14 protein-coding genes are annotated in these 17236 nt (G+C 63.0%); 2 read left to right on the forward strand and 12 right to left on the reverse strand.

Annotation, left to right across the window (positions count from 1 at the left end; genetic code table 11):
* Positions 1-50: 50 nt before the first annotated feature.
* From AC07OO_RS08610 to AC07OO_RS08630, 5 genes are all read right to left on the reverse strand, one after another.
* Complete coding sequence (locus AC07OO_RS08610) at positions 51-1415, reverse strand: FecR family protein (protein ID WP_495081632.1); 1365 nt, start codon at positions 1413-1415, stop codon at positions 51-53.
* Positions 1387-2433 carry an STAS-like domain-containing protein gene (locus AC07OO_RS08615; RefSeq protein ID WP_495081633.1) on the reverse strand — a complete coding sequence of 349 codons (1047 nt, stop codon included), beginning with the start codon at positions 2431-2433 and terminating at the stop codon, positions 1387-1389. The genes AC07OO_RS08610 and AC07OO_RS08615 overlap by 29 nt, the downstream gene beginning before the upstream one ends.
* A gap of 170 nt (positions 2434-2603) precedes the next feature.
* On the reverse strand, positions 2604-4385 hold the full coding sequence (locus AC07OO_RS08620) for an ABC transporter ATP-binding protein (protein ID WP_495081634.1): 1782 nt from the start codon (positions 4383-4385) through the stop codon (positions 2604-2606).
* Positions 4375-6117, reverse strand: coding sequence for an ABC transporter ATP-binding protein (locus tag AC07OO_RS08625; protein ID WP_495081635.1), 1743 nt, complete (start codon positions 6115-6117; stop codon positions 4375-4377). The genes AC07OO_RS08620 and AC07OO_RS08625 overlap by 11 nt, the downstream gene beginning before the upstream one ends.
* 21 nt (positions 6118-6138) lie before the next feature.
* Positions 6139-7605, reverse strand: a complete 1467-nt coding sequence (locus AC07OO_RS08630; protein WP_495081636.1) for a sensor domain-containing diguanylate cyclase — start codon at positions 7603-7605, stop codon at positions 6139-6141.
* A gap of 131 nt (positions 7606-7736) precedes the next feature.
* Here AC07OO_RS08630 and AC07OO_RS08635 point away from each other — a divergent pair, with 131 nt between their 5' ends.
* Positions 7737-8519 carry a class II glutamine amidotransferase gene (locus AC07OO_RS08635; protein WP_495081637.1) on the forward strand — a complete coding sequence of 261 codons (783 nt, stop codon included), beginning with the start codon at positions 7737-7739 and terminating at the stop codon, positions 8517-8519.
* Here the strand turns inward: AC07OO_RS08635 and AC07OO_RS08640 are convergent.
* The 4 genes from AC07OO_RS08640 to AC07OO_RS08655 form a co-directional block, all read right to left on the reverse strand.
* Positions 8516-9844 carry a tetratricopeptide repeat protein gene (locus AC07OO_RS08640; RefSeq protein ID WP_495081638.1) on the reverse strand — a complete coding sequence of 443 codons (1329 nt, stop codon included), beginning with the start codon at positions 9842-9844 and terminating at the stop codon, positions 8516-8518. The two genes, AC07OO_RS08635 and AC07OO_RS08640, sit on opposite strands and share 4 nt — an antisense overlap.
* 54 nt (positions 9845-9898) lie before the next feature.
* Positions 9899-10840, reverse strand: a complete 942-nt coding sequence (gene gshB, locus AC07OO_RS08645; RefSeq protein ID WP_495081639.1) for a glutathione synthase — start codon at positions 10838-10840, stop codon at positions 9899-9901.
* Between the two features lie 120 nt (positions 10841-10960).
* A complete protein-coding gene (locus tag AC07OO_RS08650) occupies positions 10961-12175 on the reverse strand; it encodes a benzoate/H(+) symporter BenE family transporter (protein ID WP_495081640.1) in 1215 nt (404 codons plus the stop codon).
* A 37-nt stretch (positions 12176-12212) separates the two neighbouring features.
* Positions 12213-12758, reverse strand: coding sequence for a carboxymuconolactone decarboxylase family protein (locus tag AC07OO_RS08655; protein WP_495081641.1), 546 nt, complete (start codon positions 12756-12758; stop codon positions 12213-12215).
* Between the two features lie 166 nt (positions 12759-12924).
* On the opposite strand from AC07OO_RS08655, the gene AC07OO_RS08660 reads away from it, so the two are divergent.
* Positions 12925-13227 (forward strand): winged helix-turn-helix transcriptional regulator, encoded by a 303-nt coding sequence (locus tag AC07OO_RS08660; RefSeq protein ID WP_495081795.1) that lies wholly within the window; start codon positions 12925-12927, stop codon positions 13225-13227.
* A gap of 4 nt (positions 13228-13231) precedes the next feature.
* Here AC07OO_RS08660 and AC07OO_RS08665 read toward each other — a convergent pair whose 3' ends face one another.
* The 3 genes from AC07OO_RS08665 to gshA form a co-directional block, all read right to left on the reverse strand.
* Entirely contained in the window at positions 13232-13795 is a 564-nt protein-coding gene (locus tag AC07OO_RS08665) for a GNAT family N-acetyltransferase (protein ID WP_495081642.1), read from the reverse strand.
* A 58-nt stretch (positions 13796-13853) separates the two neighbouring features.
* The gene (locus AC07OO_RS08670; protein ID WP_495081643.1) at positions 13854-15725 is read right to left on the reverse strand and encodes a potassium transporter Kup; all 1872 of its coding nucleotides are present in this window, start codon (positions 15723-15725) and stop codon (positions 13854-13856) included.
* Between the two features lie 156 nt (positions 15726-15881).
* The gene (gshA, locus tag AC07OO_RS08675) at positions 15882-17177 is read right to left on the reverse strand and encodes a glutamate--cysteine ligase (protein ID WP_495081644.1); all 1296 of its coding nucleotides are present in this window, start codon (positions 17175-17177) and stop codon (positions 15882-15884) included.
* Positions 17178-17236 lie beyond the last annotated feature (59 nt).

A 17236-nucleotide genomic window follows, 5' to 3' on the forward strand; every position in this document is an offset into this window, starting at 1 on the left:
AACAAAAGGCCCGCCTCTGTGGAGAGTGGGCCTTTTTGCCGCGCTATGTGTCAGGGGGTGCTGCCAGGTTCGTCCCCTTCCGGCCGGCGGTCCGCCTGACGCTCCTTGCGCACGCGCTGGTTTTCCTGGCGCTGCAAGGTGCCGATTTCTTCACGGGCTGCGGCGCGCTCGGCCTCTAGTTCCTTGCGCTTTTCGCGCACATCCCGCAACTCCTCACGCAAAGCCTGTTGGCGGTCCTGCGTGGCTTGGTACTGCGCATCCACCCGCGCTTCCACCGCCGCCTGGAAAGCCTTATGCCGCGCCTCCCAGTCGGCATGGGCACGCTCCAGTGCGCCGTGGGCTTCGACCAGCGCCTGGCGGCGCTGGCGCAGTTCGGGCCACGTGGCCCGGCCGGAGCGGGCCAGCGCCCGCAGTTCATCCCGCTGCGCCTTCAGCGCAGAGAAGCGCTGTTTGAGTTGCTGCGCCTCCTGGTTCAGGGCCTCGCGCTGCTCGGCCGCCGCCTGCCGCTGTGCCTGGGCCGTCTGGCCGGCCTGCTGACGCTCGGCAATGGCCTGGGCCACATCGGCCTTGAGGTGCTGGCGGGCCTGGACCAAGGCCTGCAATTTCTCGGCAACCAGCTTGCGGCGCTCGCTGCGGCGCTGGTCTATCCAGGCCTGGATCTCTGCGTGCTTCTTGGCGATCTCGGCCTCATGGGGCCCCGGCCGGAAGAAGCCCGGGATGCGATTCAACACACGGGGCTTGTCTTGCGGCTTGGCGGATGCGAAGCCGGCCTGGTCGGGCGCCACGGCGGTGCCCCCGCCGCCCTCGGTCTCGATGAAGGTCTGGCCAGCATACACCTTGTCATAGGTGCCGGGCTCCCCCTCGTCCGATCCCTCGGGTATGACGCGGGTCTCGTGGTCCGTACCCCGAATGCCCACTGTGGCCGTGGGCGTGCGCACCTGGTAGGCCGGTGCGTTGAAGCGGCCAATCCACCCAGTGATGGAGCGCAGGCCTCCGGTCAAAAGCCGGAAGACGCCCTTGTCATCGTCGCCGCCATCGGCCTTGTAGTTGACCACGATCAGGCGGCTATTGGGACGCAGGACCATGAAGCCCGTGTCTTGCATCACCATATGCAGCTCGCCGTCCTTGGATGTGAGCAGCACATCGCCCTCGCTGACCACATCACCCACCTTGGCTGGGCGGACAGCGCCACCGGCGGGTTGCACACGCGCACCGCTACCGACCAGGGTCACTACGCCAGCTTGGTTGGGGACCGCGGCGGGTGCAGGCGTCTGGGCATGGGCCGCAACGCATGCCCAGCAGAACAAGACCCAGATGCGCAAGCCGGACATTGGCACCCCATGCAGTTTGGGCAGCAGCGACCGCGTGCGCATGGCAAGCAAAGCCTCAATACACACCTGGGATGCTGCTGACATGCACGTCTTTGGCCTGGGCCACCATGGCGGCCACCTTGGCGTTCATATTGCGCGGCTGCAACTGCACCCGGGGGTGCTCCCGTGCGAACACGCGGAACAGCTCGTCGGCAAATCCCTGGCCTATGGCATCCACGCCCTCGAAGTCCAGGTCTACCGTATCAAACGCGTCCAGGCGGTTGGCAATGCGCTTGGCCTGGGCGCGCGATTCCAGGGCCTCGCCGGCGGCATGGGCCAGCCGCAGGGCGACTTCAGTGCGCGAGAAGCTCAGGTCTTGCTCGCCCCGGCCATGGGCAGCAAACACCTCTTCCAGCGTGCGGGTGGAATTCAAGGCCAGCGACATGAAGATCGCCGTGCCGTTGGTGCCCAGCGGGTTGGCCCTCAGCCACTCCTTGCGCTGCCAATGGTTGTGCTGGTAGGTGAGTTGGTTGGCATAGAGGTCGAACACGTCAAACAGGCGCGAGGTGAAGAACAGGCCGCGCCCGGTGTGGAATTCGGGCTGTGTGGTGAGCTTGCCCTTGCTCAGCTCCAACAGCGCCAACTGCGGACTGGTGATGTTGAAGGCCTGCTGGATGCGGTCAAACACGCCACAACCATCGTCCTTGATCAGCAGGTGCAAGTGGGTGGGGTTTTGCCGCATGGAGAGGGACACGCGAGTCCCACCACTGTGGTCCACGGCGTTGTTCAGCAGCTCGGTAAAGGCATGGTGGGCCAGCCGGGCGACATTGGGGCTGAGCTCAAAGCAAGGGGCAAAGTCGTGCTCCCACGGGGTTTGCTCGTCCAGGCCTTCCAGTTGGTAGCTGCGGTTGACCTGGCGCAGCACACTGGGCTTGTAAACCGGGTGGCTGCGGCTGCCCTGGCGGGTGATCCACCCCTCTTCGATCAAGGCCCGCAGCCACTTGCCCATCGTCGAGCGGCTGACGCCGAACTGGGCGGCCAATTCGGCGCACAAATGGGTGGGGTTGGCCACGGCCTTGGCCGTGATGACGGTCTTGAGTTCCTTCAACTGCGCTAGGGACATTATTGGCCACTCCACAATCTCTGTACGTAAATACCACCGGGCAAGGCTGCGAGTGTGCCATTGCTGTCCGTCTGGCGCCAGCGGAATCCTCCTTGCTCCGCTCTTTCATTCTTGCTGCCCTTCTACGGGGGGGGCCATTGACGGGTTCTCAACTTCCGGAATCCCGATCCTCACTCCCCCAGCTGCTGCAACAAATACAAGCGCTGATAAATCCCCTGATCAATCGCCATCAACGCCTCATGCGTACCCTGCTCATGGATACGCCCGTGGTTGAGCACGACGATGCAGTCCGCCGCGCGTATCGTCGACAACCGGTGGGCAATGGCCACCACCGTGACCCGGCCGCGCAACTCGGACAGCGCCACTTGCACAATCTGCTCCGTCTCGGAGTCGATGTGGGCCGTGGCCTCGTCCAGGAACAAAATGCGGGGCTGGCCGGCCAGCGCGCGGGCGATGGCGATCAACTGCTTTTGTCCCACCGACAGGCGGGCACCGCCCTCACCCAGCAGCGTGTCGTAGCCCTTTTCCAGCCGCGCGATGAAGTCGTGGCAATGGGCGGCGCGGGCGGCGGTTTCGATCTCGGACTGGCTAAGCGTGCGCCCCATGGCGATGTTGTCGCGCACGCTGCTGGCCAGCAAAAATGGGTCCTGAGGCACCAAGCCCACATCGGCGCGGAAGTGGTCGTCACTGAAGCGGGACAACGCAACACCGTCCAGCGTGATGCGCCCGGACTGCGGCTGGTAGAAGCGCAGCAGCAGGCTCAGCAGCGTGGACTTGCCGCTGCCAGTATGCCCCACCAACCCATAAAAGCCCCCGGCAGGAATGTCCAGCGACAGCTCATGCAGCACCACGGTGGCAGGGTCGTAGCCGAAGCGCAGTTGTGAAATGTGGATGGCGCCGTGGCTGATGCGCTCGGGCCCTACCTTGGCCGCGGGGCGGCTCTCCTGCAGCAACGCGTCCACCCGGGCGGCGGCCACCACGGCCTGCTGCAACTGGCCAAACTGCAGCGTGATCTGGATCAACGGGTCCACCACCCGGCCGATATAACTGACAAAGGCGTACAGGATGCCGATCTCCAGCCCGCTCAGGCTGCGCTGGCCAAAGCTGTAGATGACCAGGGCCAGCAACACCACGTTGATGAAGTCCAGCATGGGCCTTAACAGCCAGGCATTGACCCGCATCTCGGCCATGCGGGCGCCCAGATGTTGCTGGTTGGTGCGCTCAAAGCGGTCCCTGAAGCGCTGCTGGGCATTGCTGGCCTGCAACACCGCCATGCCGGCAATGGATTCCGACATCTGCGCATTGATGTCGCTGCGCTTCTGGCGCGCACGGGCTACTGCGGGCGCGCTCCAGCGCTGGTAAAACCAGACGATGACGACCACGGCCGGTATCAGCATCAGCACAATCAGCATCAACCGCCAGTCCAGCCAGGCCATGGCGCCCAGCGCACCCAGCACCACGATGCTGCTGTCCAGAATGACAAACAGCACCTGCACATAGAGGCTCTTGACCTGCTCGGTGTCGTTCGTCACGCGGCTGACCAGTTGACCCGTAATGGCCTTGTCGAAGAATGCCATGGGCAGGCGCAGCACATGGCCATACACTTCTTCCCGCAGACGGCGCACCGAGCGCATGGCCACGCCCGCCAGACGCGTCAATTGCAGGTAGCGGACCACGCTGGCCACGCACCCAGTCAGCACAATGCCGGCCAGCAGCAGGCCCATGTCCCACAGCACCAGGTGGCGGGGCAATAGGTACTTGTCGATGAAGTACTTTCCCAGGAAAGGGCCTGCGGCTTCGAGCAAGGCGGCCGCCACCAACCAGGCCGTGCCCCACACCACATGGCGCCGCTCGGGCGCGGCGGCGTGCAGCAGCAGCGCCACGGCGCGGCGTGTGTTGCGGGGCGGTGTAGCCGCCGTGGCGCCCGAGGTCTGGGTGGGCTCAGGCTGCATCGAGGCTGGCCTCCAGTTGTTGGTAGCGCCATTGTGTGGCGTACCAGCCATTCAATTCCAGCAGACTGGCGTGGTCGCCCTGCTCGACCACGCGCCCCTGCTTGAGCACCAGGATATGGTCCGCATCCATGACGGCGCTGAGACGGTGGCTGACGATCAGCGCCGTGCGCCCCACCCGCGCGCTGCGCAGGTGCTGCAGGATGTCGGTCTCGGTCTGCGTGTCCACGGCCGACAGCGCGTCATCCAGCAACAGCAGCGGCGCGTCGGTCAACAGCGCGCGGGCAATGGCCACGCGCTGGCGCTGCCCGCCCGACAGCGCAATGCCCTTCTCGCCCACCGGCGTGTCATAGCCCTGGGGCATGCGGGCGATATCGTCGTGGATGGAGGCCAGGCGTGCGGCCTGCTCGATCTCGGCGCGGCTGGCATCCGCTTTGGCCAACGCGATGTTGTCCGCAATGGATGCGGAGAATAAGAAAGGTTCTTGCGGCACCCAGCTGATGGCGCGGTTCAACGCATCCAGCTTGTAATCCGACAACAGACGCCCACCCCAGACGATGTTGCCCGACTGGGCCACATACTGCCGCAGGATCAGCCGCAGCACACTGGACTTGCCCGAGCCCGTGGCGCCCACCAAGCCCAATGTTTGGCCCGCAGGCAAATTCAGGCGCAGCCCCGACAAAGCCAGCGCCTGGTGGCCAGGGTAGGAGAAATTGACGCCGTCAAAAGTCAGCGCACCGGGCTGCACGCGGTCCCGCACGCCGTGGTCGTCGATCGACAAGGGTGCGTCCAGCGTAGGCTGCAAACGGCCCCAGGCCGCACGCCCGCGCTCCAGCAGCGCCAGCACCCACCCGGCGGCAAACATGGGCCATATCAACTGGCCTAGGTACATGCTGAAGGCCGTCAGTGCACCGATGCTCAACTCACCGTGCCAGACCAGGTAACCACCCAGCCCCAAGGTCAACGCAGTGGCACTGACCAGCGTGATGCCCACGGCTGGCTCGAAGGCCGCTTCCCAACGCTGGGCACGCAGGCTGGTGGCAGCCGCCGTCTCGGCCAGTTCCGCAAAGCGGGTGGCGCTGCGTTCCTCCAGGCCCAGGGCACGCAGTGTGCGCACGCCGGTCAGGGTTTCCTGCACGTGGTCATTGAGCTTGCCAAAGGCATCCAGTGACTCTTTGGACGCCTGGTGGATGTGGTTGGAGATGCGCCAGAACGCAATCGCCATCAGCGGGAACGGCAGCAGTGCCGCACCCGCCAGGCGGCCGTCCACGCCCAAGGTCATCATCGCCACCACCATGATCAGCGTCAGCGTGCCGTCGAAACCGGCCAGCATGGCCTCACCCGACGCCATTTCCACCGAATCGATGTCGTTGGTGGCCAGCGCCATCAGGTCGCCAGTGCGCTTTTGTTGGAAGAAGTGTGGCCCCTGCGCGCACAGGCGCGCATAGAGGCGTGCGCGCAATTGCGCACCCAGCCGGTAACTGGCAGCAAACAATTGCAGACGCCAGCCCACCCGCAAGAAATAAATGGCCAGCCCGGCCAGCACCAGCCAGCCCAATTGGCGCAGCAGCGCCTCGCCGCCCAGCGTGCCCGCCACCAAGGCATCGACCACGTGGCCCACTTGGCGCGGGATGTAGACCGTGAGCGCACTCACCGATGCCAGCATCAGGGCCGACAGCAGGTAGGGGCGCCAGTTCTGGCGAATGTAATGGCCAATCAGGCCGGTCAAACTCATGCGTGTTACTGCTGCTGGCCGCTAGATGCGGCGGCGCTCCAACTTGGCTTCTTCATAGAAGCGCGTCTTGTCCTTGAACATGGCCTGATCTGCTGCATGCAAAGCGGCCTCCACCTGAGCGGCAGACGCGCAGGTTGCATTGCCCATGGCCATGCTCAAGCTCTGCCCAGGGTAAAACTGGTTGTTCAACTCGATCATGGATTGGATGCGCTCCTGCAGGCCTGCCGCCACCCGCTCGTCGCAGCCCGGCAAAAGCGCGATGAATTCATCGCCGCCGATGCGTGCCACACAGTAAGGATAACCGGCCGTGGCACTGGTCAGCACTTCGCCGGCGCGGCGCAGCACGGCGTCGCCCGCGGCATGGCCATGTTCATCATTGATGCGCTTGAGGCCATTCAGGTCCATGGCCATCACGGTCAACGGCCAAGGGCCCTTGCGGCTGATGCGGTTGAGCTCGTCCACATAGAAGGCGCGGTTGCGCAGCTTGGTCAGTGCATCGTGCTTGCCCAGGTATTCCAGGTAGGCCTCGGCCTTCTTGCGGGCCGTGATGTCGATCAGCGAGACCAGCACCAGGCTCCAATCGGCCTGGTGGGCGGGCAGCACGGCGAATTGCATGTGGATATTAATCAACTCGCCGCTCAGCGCATAGTTCACCACCTCGCGCAACTGCACGGTCTTGCCATCCCACAGGTCGATCAATTGCTCGGCAAACGAGTCGTGCATTTCGTCCCGGAACACAAGGCTCAGCTTGCTCAGCAACTCTTCCTGGCTTTGGGCCGCGAACATGGTCAGCGTCTGGCGGTTGACGTTGATGACACGGATCTCTTCGGCGCATTGGCCCACAAACTCCGGGTGCACGCTGATGAAAACGCGAAAGTCGCGTATGCCCTGGGCGCGCACCTCGTCCAGCAGGCGCTTGACCCCGCTGAAGTCCTCCACCCACAACGACACGGGCGAATAGTCAAACAGGTCGCGGGCGTACTGTTCGCTGAAGGCCAGCTTCTGCTGGGCCTGCGTGGCCTGCGTCGTGTCCTCCAGCGACACCATGACGCGCTCCCAGCTGTGCTCATAGCCGTGCAGCACCCGCACATGGATGCGCACGTCAATGCGCCGGCCATCCAGCGCGTAGTTCACCGTCTGGTTGGAAAACTCCAGCGTGCCGTTCCACAGAAAATTCATCTCGGTCAGCATCTGGCCGAGGGTATCGTCGCGAAAGACTTCGGATAGCCGCGCCATCAGCTCGGCCTGGCTGCTGGCCGCAAACACGGTGAGCGTCTGCCGGTTGACCTTGAGCACCTTGAGACAGGCCGCGCACTGTTGCAACAGCGTCGGGGTTTGCGCCACATGGGCCACCAGATCGGTGACGCCTTGGGCGCGCCAGCCATCAAACAAGACCTTGAGCGCGCTGTAGTTTTCCAGCCACAGGGAAATGGGGGCCGATTCAAACATCAGCTCGAAGTCCGTCTCAGGGTTCACTAACTGCGCCATACCAGCACCTCCAAACGAGCATTGTCCACCAGGGCGCGCCGGGCTGTCACCTGCCGATTGCCTTACGCCAGCGCACCAAACTTCACAAATACTTTGCGAATAGGCCCAGGGCAGCCGAGTAAACTGTTTATATGTGCCAACTCCTTGGAATGAACAGTCTGCTGCCCGCCAGCCTGACCTTGAGCTTTACCGGGTTTTCGCAGCGCGGTGGCTGCACCGACCACCACTCCGACGGCTGGGGCATCGCTTTTTTTGAAAGCGATGGCCAAAAGCCCGGCAAGGCGGCGCGCTATTTTGTCGACAAGGAAAGCGCCGCCACATCCCCCATAGCGCAGATGCTGCGCACCTACCCGATCAAAAGCCACAACGTGGTAGCCCATGTGCGCAAGGCCACGGTGGGCGAGGTGCGGCTGGAAAACTGCCACCCCTTTGTGCGCGAGCTGTGGGGCCGCTATTGGGTGTTTGCCCATAACGGCGACCTCAAGGACTTTCATCCTCCGTTGCACGGCGCCTTCAAACCCGTGGGCGATACCGACAGCGAGCTGGCTTTCTGCTGGCTGCTGCAAGAGCTCAACAAGTCGCACTTCGGCGTGCCCAGTGTCGAAGAACTGACCCACACGTTGCGCGAGTTGGTGCCCCGCATCGCCAAACATGGCACCTTCAACTTCCTGCTGAGCAACGGCCAGGCGCTGTGGACGCACGCCAGTACCAAGCTGCACTATGTGCTGCGCCAGCATCCATTCACCCATGTGCAGCTCAAGGACGAAGACGTGAAGGTCGACTTGGCCGAACTCAACAGCCCTGAGGACCGGCTGGTCATCGTTGTGACGGAGCCACTAACCACCAACGAAAACTGGGTGGCCATGCAGCCGGGGGAGTTCAAGGTGTTTGTGGACGGCTCGGTTCTGGCCTAGTTTCGAGCAGCGCTCAGAGCCTGAAGCCGCTCCTGGGCCATGGCGTTCCCCTGTGCTGCTGCTTTGCGGTACCACCCGATGGCGACCTCTGCGTTTTGCGCAACGCCATCGCCACGCTCATACACGAGTCCCATATAACACTGTGCACCGCCGTGTCCCTGCTCTGTGGCCTGGAGTGCCCAGTGCGCGGCCAAGCGAGCACTCTCCTCTACCCCGACGCCCTGGCAGTAGCGCAGGGCCACAGCGTACTGCGCATCAGCGTCCCCTTGTTCGGCCACTTTCAGATACCAGTAAAAAGACTGCGCGTCATCCTCCGCAACCCCATCGCCGCGCGCATACATGGAGGCCACGTTGTACTGTGCAGAGCGGTTCCCACCCTCGGCCGCCTTCAGCCACCATATAAAGGCCTGGTGGGCATCTTGCGCGACACCTTCGCCACGCACGTAGCAAAACCCCAGCGCGTATTGGGCCTCGGCGTAGCCCTGCTCCGCGGCCCGACGGAACCAGGCCACCGCTTCAGCATGTTTGTCGGCTCTGGCGAACTTGACGCCGACGTCAAACTGCGCCGCCGGGTGCTGTTGGCCCGCCGGGTCTTCCTCTCCAGCCCCCAACAGCCGCAATTGCGTGCGCAACAACCACTGGTACAGCGCCTGGTGTTGCTCAAAATCATCTACCGTGGATGTGATGCTGAACGACACAAACCCGGCCTCTGGCCGCAGGCACAGGATGAGTTGGTGCGTCGGCTCCGCATCGCCCGGCACCGTGCCGCGAAACTCCCCAACAATGGCAAGACCGGCAGTGGTCTCCAGGGTATAGGGTTCGCGGTAGGCCTTCAGGTAGGACATCTTGTCCGGCACGACACCAAACCGTATCTCGGCATGGACTTGCAGGTCAAGCCCCGGTGTGCGGTTCAGGCTGGACGTGACATACGTCTTGGTACCCGTATGGTGGACTTTGAAAAGGCCTTCGTCACTCCCGTCGCGCCAATCCACCGGCGCCTGCAACACCAGTTCGACGGTGCGGTTCACGAACGGGCGTGTAGCGAGCCCCTCAAAGTTGCCAGGCAATGGCTGGGCCTTCGGCGGCATGGGCTCGGTCGACTCCAGCGTGCACGCGCAGCCTGTCTTGTCGAACCGCTCTTTCATGGCGCGCGCGCCCCGCAAGTCAAGCCCCTTTATGTTGACGGAGATCCGCTTGCGCGCACGCAGCACGGGTACGAGTTCTTCAGCGGGGTGCTTGAGTTGCGGTGACAGCGCAGTAGCCACTTGTTCCTCGGCGTAACCACTCTGCACGCCACAGATGGCGATCCTGTACCCAGTGCTCATTCCATTCCCTATGCCTCAACCCATGACAGGAACGATTATGCCGACGGCGCAAGCCTAGACAGCCGCCTCCAACGCATCCACAAACATTGCCGCCACATCAAAACCGGTCTGGTCGGTGATTTCCTGAAAACAGGTTGGGCTGGTCACATTGATCTCGGTCAGGCTGTCTCCAATCACATCCAGGCCCACCAGCAGCAGGCCACGCGCAGCCAGTATCGGTCCCAGAGCCTCGGCGATGGCGCGGTCGGAATCGCTCAGTGGCTGGGCCACGCCCTTGCCGCCCACAGCCAGGTTGCCGCGTACCTCGCTGCCCTGGGGGATGCGCGCCAGACAGAAGGGCACGGGCTTGCCGCCTATGACCAGTACGCGCTTGTCACCCTCGCTGATGGCAGGCAGGAACTTCTGCACCATCACGGTCTCGGCGCCATCCTTGTTCAGGGTCTCGATGATGCCGCCCAGGTTGAGCCCGTCTTCCTTCACGCGGAAGATGCCCATGCCACCCATGCCGTCCAGCGGTTTCAGGATGATGTCCTTGTGTTCGGCGTGGAAGCGTTTGATGGCATCTGCCTCGCGCGTCACCAGCGTGGGGCCTATGAACTGCGGGAACTCCAGAATCGCCAGCTTCTCGGGGTGGTCACGCAGCGCGCGGGGTTTGTTGAAGACCTTGGCCCCCTCGCGTTCGGCCTGCTCCAGCAGGTGGGTGGCGTAGAAGAACTCGCTGTCAAAGGGCGGGTCCTTGCGCATGACCACGGCGCCAAAGTCTTTGATGGCCCGCACGGATGAGGCCGTCTCCGTGAACCACGCCGTCTTGTCGCCGGTCAGCGTGATGGCGCGCACCTGGGCTTGCACTACGCCGCCACGCTCCCATCGCAACTGCTGCGGTTCGCAGGCCAGGATGCGGTGGCCGCGGCGCTGGGCCTCGCGCATCATCGAGAACGTGGTGTCTTTGTAGATCTTGAAAGACTCCAGGGGATCGCTGACAAAAAGGATTTCCATAAGGTGCTACCGGCCAGTGGGTGAAGAAAAATGAAAACTCCCTGACTCTACCGCCAGCGCACCAACCCGTGTTGGGTGGGGACAAACACGCCGTAGCAGCCTAGCACCCGGGGTTTGTTGCTAAGGTGATAGGCTGCGGCGCCCGGCGTGCTGCACCAGCAGGGCCAGCGCACCCGCCACCACGCCCCAGAAGGCCGAGCCCACGCCTGCCACCACCACGCCGCTGAGCGTGACCAGGAAGGTGATGATGGCCGCCTCACGGTGTGTCTCTTCACGCAGCGCCGAGGCCAGCGCCCCGCCTATCGTGCCCAACAACGCCAACCCGGCAATGGCGGCGACCAACTCTTTGGGAAAGGCTGTCAGCACGCCGGTGATGGCCGCGCCAAACAAGCCAATGACCACATAGATAGCCCCGCAGGACACAGCAGCCGTGTAGCGCCGCTGTGGCTCAGCATGGGCTTCGGGACCCATGCAGATGGCGGCGGTGATGGCGCTCAGATTCAGCGCAAAGGCGCCAAAGGGCGCCAGTACGAACGTGGCCAGGCCGGTCAGCGTGACGACCTTGGAGATGGGAATGCCGGCATCGCCGCCCGTGGCGCGCTGGTCACCAAAGCCGCTGGCTTGTATGGCAGCCACGCCCGGCAGATTCTGCGAAGCCATGGTCACGATGAACAGCGGCAGCGCCAGGCTGACAAAGGCCGCAAAGCTGAAGCTGGGCGTCACCCAGACCGGAGGGGTCAAGCCAAATACGATGTCAGCCCTCGTGAAACCTGCATGAGTAGCTACGAAAATAATAGCAACCAGCAAGGTAGCCGGCACCGCATAGCGCGGCCAGAAGCGCTTGCCGACCAAGTAGGCCAGCAGCATGACCACGACCAAGGGCAGGGCCGTCTGGGCCGCGGTAAAGCCCGACAGGCCAAAGCGCGCCAGCACACCGGCCAGCAGCGCCGAGGCCAGCGCCAGCGGGATGCGGTTCATGACGCGCTCAAACAAACCCGTCGCGCCGGCCAATGTGATCAACACGGCACTCAACATGAAGGCGCCAACCGCCTCGGCCATGGAGAAGCCGCCCAAGACACCCGCGCTGGCCAGCACCGCCGCACCCGGCGTGCTCCAAGCCACCATGATGGGTTTCTTCAACCACAGCGAGGGCACCAAAGAGCACAGCCCCATGCCAATACCCAGCGCCCACATCCAAGAGGCCGTCATCTCGGGCGTGGCATGGAAAGCCTGCGCGGCCTGGAACACGATGGCCACCGAACTGGTGAAACCCACCAGCACGGCCACGAAACCGGCCGTGAATGCAGAGAGGCTCAAGTCTTTGAAAAATTGCATGCGGGCCATTGTGACAGCGGCCCTTAAGACCTACGCGTCAGCGGGTTGGGAAGCGCACCCCCATGTCTTCAGGCGGCATGCGCAGGGCATTGGTCAGGTAGCTGACGGTGCGGTAGAAGCCGGCCAGCATCAAGAGTTCGATCAGCGCGTTTTCCGAAAAAACGGCCTGCAGGCTGCTCCACAGCGCATCGTCCACGTCGCACTGGTCGTGCAGCGCGTCGCACAGCCGTATCAGCAGCCTGTCTTCATCGGACCAGCAGGCGTCATCCGCGGAGCCCAGCACCGTGGAGCGGACTTGCTCGGCGGTCAGCCCGACATGCTGCGCAAACCCGGCGATGTGGACGCCCCATTCGTACTCCGACCGGCAGCGTGCTGTGGTTCGGTCGATGACGATCTCCCGCTGGCGCAGGCTCAGGTTGCCGCGGTCCAAGAGACTGCCGGCAAAGAATTTGTTGAACAGGCGGGGATCACGCGCCAGCGTGGTGAACAGGCGCAGCGGTGGCCGCCCCTTCATGACCTGGTCGATGCGCTCTGCGATTTCGGCGTCCAATGGCGGTTGGGCGGGGGCCATGCGTGCAGTCATATCATTCCTCTCTGAAATGGGGTTGGAGTGCGGCCCAATGCACCGCCGCGCAATGCCCTGGACCTGAACCACAGCCTAAAGACGGCGCTGTATAAAGTAAAGCACACACGTGACAACTGCAAAAATCGGACAGCCCGTCCGCGGCTCCAAGACCGGCCGGCCGCTGATGGTCGTGCTGGACCTGCTCGGGCGCAGAACCACACTGCGGATTCTGTGGGAGCTGCGGTCCGACGCGCTGACGTTCCGCGCCTTGCAGGAAGCCTGCGAGACCAACACGCGCCTGCTCAATATGCGCTTGGGCGAGTTGCGGGAGCTTGGCTTGGTGGAGCACGCGGACGGCGGCTACCGCCTGACCGTGGACGGCAAGACGCTGTGCCAATCCCTGATGCCATTGACGGAGTGGGCCCACGCATGGGGGCTTCGCGTTCTGGAAGAGCGCCGTTTGGCGGCCGAAGATACGCCGCCCTAGCGCATCAGGCCGGTTGTTGGGGGTTCACCAGCGCGTTGAGCACGTGGTCCTCCCAACGCCCGGCGATTTTCAGATAGGCCTTGGCATAGCCCTCGCGCTCGAAGCTCAATGTGCGCAGCAGCTTCTCGCTGCGCACATTCGCCGGCATGTGGTTGGCCATGACGCGGTGCAGGCCCTGGGTGTCAAACATATAGGCAATGCCGGCCCGCACCACCTCTTGCGCCAGCCCCTTGCCCTGCCAGGCGTGGTCCACCGAGTAGCCCAGATGGCAGGCCTGGAAGATGCCGCGCACAACGTTGGTGAAGTTGCAGGCCGCCAGCATGTCTCCGGATTGCGGATCGGTGGCGATGAAATGCACGGCCAAGCCATCGGCAAAGGCCTGTGCAGACCGGGCGGTTGCGCGCTGGCAGGCATCGGCCAGCGTGCCATCAGCCGGGTTGGGTGTGGGTTCCCACGGGCTCAGGTGGGCAACGTTGCGCTGGCGGTAGGCCAGTAGCAGGTCGGTGTGGTCGGGTTGCAGTAGCGCCAGATGGCAGCGCGGGGTTTGCAGGGCGGGAAGTTCGGTCATGACAATCTAAGCGGTTGGGGACAGAGCGTCGCGTTGCTCCGGTCTGTCCCACAAGGTCTCAGATTTCGATTTTAGAACCCAGCTCCACGACCGCGTTATTCGGCAAATTCAAGAAGTCCGCGGCGCCGCTGGCGTTGTGGTGCATCTGCGCAAACAGCTTCTCGCGCCACTGCGCCATGCCCTTGCCGATGGTAGGCACCACGGTGTCGCGCGACAGGAAGTAGCTGGTCGTCATGCTGTTCATCTCACAGCCACGGCCCTTGATCTGCTGCAGGGCCTTGGGTACGTCGGGGTCGTTCTTGAAGCCGTAGTGGATGACCACCTGCCAGCAGTCGTGTCCCAGCGAATCAATCTCCAGCCGCTTGCTCAAGCCAATCCATGGCACCTCGTGGTTGCGCACCGTGACGAACAGGTTGTTGGCGTGCAGCACCTTGTTGTGCTTGAGGTTGTGCAGCAGCGCGTTCGGCACGGTGCCCACGTCGGCCGTCAGGAATACCGCAGTGCCTTCCACGCGCGCGGGCGGGCTGACAAACACCGCCTCCAGAAAGCTGGACAGATCGATGGCATCGGCGCGCAGCTTTTCATTGAGCAGACGCCGGCCATCCTTCCAGGTCAGCATCAGCGTGAAGATGGCTCCGCCAATCAGCAGCGGGAACCAGCCACCGTCCAGCAGCTTGAGCAGATTGGAAGCCCAGAACGCAAAGTCCACGACGAAGAAGAAACCGGTAGCCGCAATGCACAGTGCCAGGGGGTAGCCCCAGCCATAGCGGATAACGAAGAAGGTCAGCACCGTGGTGATCAGCATGTCGGTGCAGACGGCAATACCGTAGGCTGCAGCCAGATTGCTGGACGAACGGAACAGCACCACCGCCAACACGATGGCCACGAACAAGCCCCAGTTCACAAAGGGCAGGTAGATTTGGCCCGTGTCCTTGACGCTGGTGTGCATGACCTGCAAGCGCGGCAGATAGCCCAGCTGTATGACCTGCTTGGTCACCGAAAACGCACCAGAGATCAGCGCCTGCGAGGCGATCACGGTGGCCATCGTGGCCAGGCACACCAAGGGCACCAGCGCCCAGTCCGGCGCCATCAGGAAGAAAGGATTCTTCACGGCTTCCGGGTGCTGCAACAGCAGTGCGCCCTGGCCAAAGTAGTTCAGCGTCAAGCACGGCATGACGACGGCAAACCAGGCTAGGCGAATAGGCCGTTTGCCAAAGTGCCCCATGTCGGCATACAGCGCCTCACCGCCGGTCACGCACAGCACCACGGCACCCAGGATGATGAAAGTAGTGCCAGGCTGGTTCCAGATGAACTCCAGCGCATAGAGCGGGCTGATGGCCAGCAGGATGCTGGGCCGGTCGGCAATCTGCACCAGGCCCAGCACGGCAATGCAGGCGAACCACACCAGCGTGATAGGGCCAAACAACTTGCCAATGCCGCTGGTACCGCTTTTTTGCACCATGAACAGACACAGCAGAATGACCAGCGTGATGGGGATGATGAAGCGGTGCAGGGCCGGCGAGATGACCTCCATGCCTTCCACTGCCGACAACACCGAGATGGCCGGCGTGATGACGCCGTCACCGTAAAACAAGCAGGTGCCGAAAATGCCGACCAGCAGCAGCACGCGGCGCAGTTGGGGCTTATCTTTGACCGATTGGGACGCCAGGGCCAGCATGGCCACCAAACCGCCCTCGCCGTGGTTGTCGGCTCGCAGCACCAGGGCCACGTATTTGATGGAAACAATGACCGTCAGCGTCCAGAAAAAGATGGACAGGATGCCGTGCACATTCGCCGGGGTGAAGGGAACATGGCCGGAGCCAAAAACCTCTTTGACTGCATACAGAACACTGGTTCCGATATCACCGTATACAACGCCAATGGCGCCGAGGGTAAGCGCCGCGAGAGACGATTTGGATGCTGACGACACACATTCACCCGGCTTCTGTTTGGCGCGGGTTCCATTCCATTGGGGACCGCCATTTTGCGCCAGCCGCCTTGGCTTGCAAGTCCCTATGGAATCATTTCAAACGAAATTGCAAACATGTTGCAGCGCAGCAACTGAGGGGCTGGCGCTAACGCGCGATCAGTCGTAATGCTCGGCCTGCGGGTCGGTGGCTTCCATCTCGTAGCTGGCGGCCAGCATGGCCAGGCGTCCGATGACGCCATACATATAGAAGCGGTTGGGCGCGCTGGCACCCGGCTTGATACCCGGTTGGGGTAAGTGCGTACTCTCGGCAAAAGCCAGTGGCACAAAGCTGGAGCCCGGTGCGTTAAGGTTCTCGTCGGCCTTGCGCTGCGGGTGCACGCGGTAAAAGCCGCCTACCACGTAGCGATCCATCATGTAGACCACCGGTTCAGCCACCGAGGTGTTGACCCGCTCACAGGTCAGCACGCCTTCTTGCAGCAGCACGTCAAACACGGGCGGGGTGGCGCCCTTGGGCAGGGCTTGGCACAGGGCCTGGCTGCGCAGGGCTTCCAGGTCCTTGGTGTCGCGCACCGTCAGGATGGCCATGCGCGGGTCGCCGTTGTCGGGCTTGAGCACGACAAAGGGTTTTTCCTTGATCCCGTATTCCTTGTGTTTCTTGCGGATGCGCGACAGCAAGGCCTCGGTCTTGGCGGTCAGCTCCTGCACACCGACCTCGCTGGAGAAGTCGACCTGGGCACATCGGTCAAACATGGGGTTGATCAACCAGTGGTCCACGCCGATCAGTTTGCCAAAGCGTTTGGAGACTTCTTCAAAAGCCTTGGCATGGGCGCTCTTGCGCCGGTTGCTCCAGCCGGCATGCAGCGGGGGCAACAGGTATTGCTGGTGCAGGTCTTCCAGGATGCCGGGCACCCCGGCGCGCAGATCATTGTTCAGCAGGATGGTGCAGGGGTCAAAATCTTTGACGCCCATGCGCCCCTTGTTGCGCACCACGGGCTCCAGCGTGATGCTTTCGCCATGCGGCAGGTCGATGGTCAGCGGCTTTTTCACATCCGGGCTGATGGAACCCACACGTACATTGAGCCCGGCCATCTGGAACACGCGGCGCAACTGCGCCAGGTTGGTCAGGTAGAAGATGTTGTCGGTGTGATTCTCGGACACGACCAGCAGGTTGCGTGCCTCGGGGCAGATCTTCTCGATGGCGGCCTGAGCGGCCTGCACGGCCAGCGGCAGCATGGGCTGGGTCAGGATGTTCCAGCCATTGGGGAAAAGGTTGGTATCTACCGGCGCCAGTTTGAAACCGGCATTGCGCACATCGACCGAGGTATAGAAGGGGGGCGTGTGCTCCATCCACTCCAGGCGGAACCAGCGCTCGATGGCTGGCATGGAATCCAGAATGCGTTGCTCCAGTTCATTGATAGGGCCGGTCAAAGCGGTAACGAGATGGGGAACCATGCGGGCCTTTATGAAATGGGGGCGGTGGCAACAGAAGAGATTCTAGGATTTATGGGCGG

Source organism: Rhodoferax sp. GW821-FHT07G04, assembly GCF_059418585.1.

Excerpts from the sequence above, each read along its gene's own strand:
- AC07OO_RS08610 (WP_495081632.1), bottom strand. The coding sequence starts at position 1,415 with ATGTCAGCAGCATCCCAGGTGTGTATTGAGGCTTTGCTTGCCATGCGC.
- AC07OO_RS08655 (WP_495081641.1), bottom strand. The coding sequence starts at position 12,758 with ATGACTGCACGCATGGCCCCCGCCCAACCGCCATTGGACGCCGAAATC.
- AC07OO_RS08665 (WP_495081642.1), bottom strand. The coding sequence starts at position 13,795 with ATGACCGAACTTCCCGCCCTGCAAACCCCGCGCTGCCATCTGGCGCTA.
- AC07OO_RS08635 (WP_495081637.1), top strand. The coding sequence starts at position 7,737 with ATGTGCCAACTCCTTGGAATGAACAGTCTGCTGCCCGCCAGCCTGACC.
- AC07OO_RS08615 (WP_495081633.1), bottom strand. The coding sequence starts at position 2,433 with ATGTCCCTAGCGCAGTTGAAGGAACTCAAGACCGTCATCACGGCCAAG.
- gshA (WP_495081644.1), bottom strand. The coding sequence starts at position 17,177 with ATGGTTCCCCATCTCGTTACCGCTTTGACCGGCCCTATCAATGAACTG.
- AC07OO_RS08625 (WP_495081635.1), bottom strand. The coding sequence starts at position 6,117 with ATGAGTTTGACCGGCCTGATTGGCCATTACATTCGCCAGAACTGGCGC.
- AC07OO_RS08630 (WP_495081636.1), bottom strand. The coding sequence starts at position 7,605 with ATGGCGCAGTTAGTGAACCCTGAGACGGACTTCGAGCTGATGTTTGAA.
- gshB (WP_495081639.1), bottom strand. The coding sequence starts at position 10,840 with ATGGAAATCCTTTTTGTCAGCGATCCCCTGGAGTCTTTCAAGATCTAC.
- AC07OO_RS08620 (WP_495081634.1), bottom strand. The coding sequence starts at position 4,385 with ATGCAGCCTGAGCCCACCCAGACCTCGGGCGCCACGGCGGCTACACCG.
- AC07OO_RS08660 (WP_495081795.1), top strand. The coding sequence starts at position 12,925 with ATGGTCGTGCTGGACCTGCTCGGGCGCAGAACCACACTGCGGATTCTG.
- AC07OO_RS08640 (WP_495081638.1), bottom strand. The coding sequence starts at position 9,844 with ATGAGCACTGGGTACAGGATCGCCATCTGTGGCGTGCAGAGTGGTTAC.
- AC07OO_RS08650 (WP_495081640.1), bottom strand. The coding sequence starts at position 12,175 with ATGCAATTTTTCAAAGACTTGAGCCTCTCTGCATTCACGGCCGGTTTC.